Annotated in this window: 1 protein-coding gene; it reads left to right on the top strand. The window is 52.4% G+C overall.

The annotated features are described in order from the left end of the window. Positions 1 to 112: 112 nt before the first annotated feature. Positions 113 to 317, top strand: a 205-nt coding sequence (locus KMS84_RS44315) for a hypothetical protein (RefSeq protein WP_256921508.1), incomplete at its 3' end; no start/stop codon positions are given.

Raw genomic sequence — 317 nt, 5'->3', positions numbered from 1 at the left:
ACTGGATGTAGATATCGAAAAAAAGGTGATCGTCGTAACCGCCGCTCGAGGCGGTCAGCCACCCCAATTCGACGGGCTTGGTGCGACGGTACATGACCATGTAAGAGAGGAGATGAGGGCCGTACTGACTGAAATAACGCCCTGCCCCTTCATCGATAGCAAAGCGCAGGAGCTGTTGAGCGAAGCCCGTAAATCCTTCAGATCTCTCGGGCTAGCACATGAATTCACCTACGGCTCTGACTCGAAAACTCATTTGTTGACTTGGCGTGGCGACCAAACCAACGACGCTCTAGTGCTCATGTTCAACTATGTAGGAC

The sequence above is a fragment of the Streptomyces hilarionis genome, from assembly GCF_024539675.1.
Lineage (GTDB): Bacteria > Actinomycetota > Actinomycetes > Streptomycetales > Streptomycetaceae > Streptomyces > Streptomyces hilarionis.
This window is presented reverse-complemented; position numbering and strand designations above follow the sequence as displayed.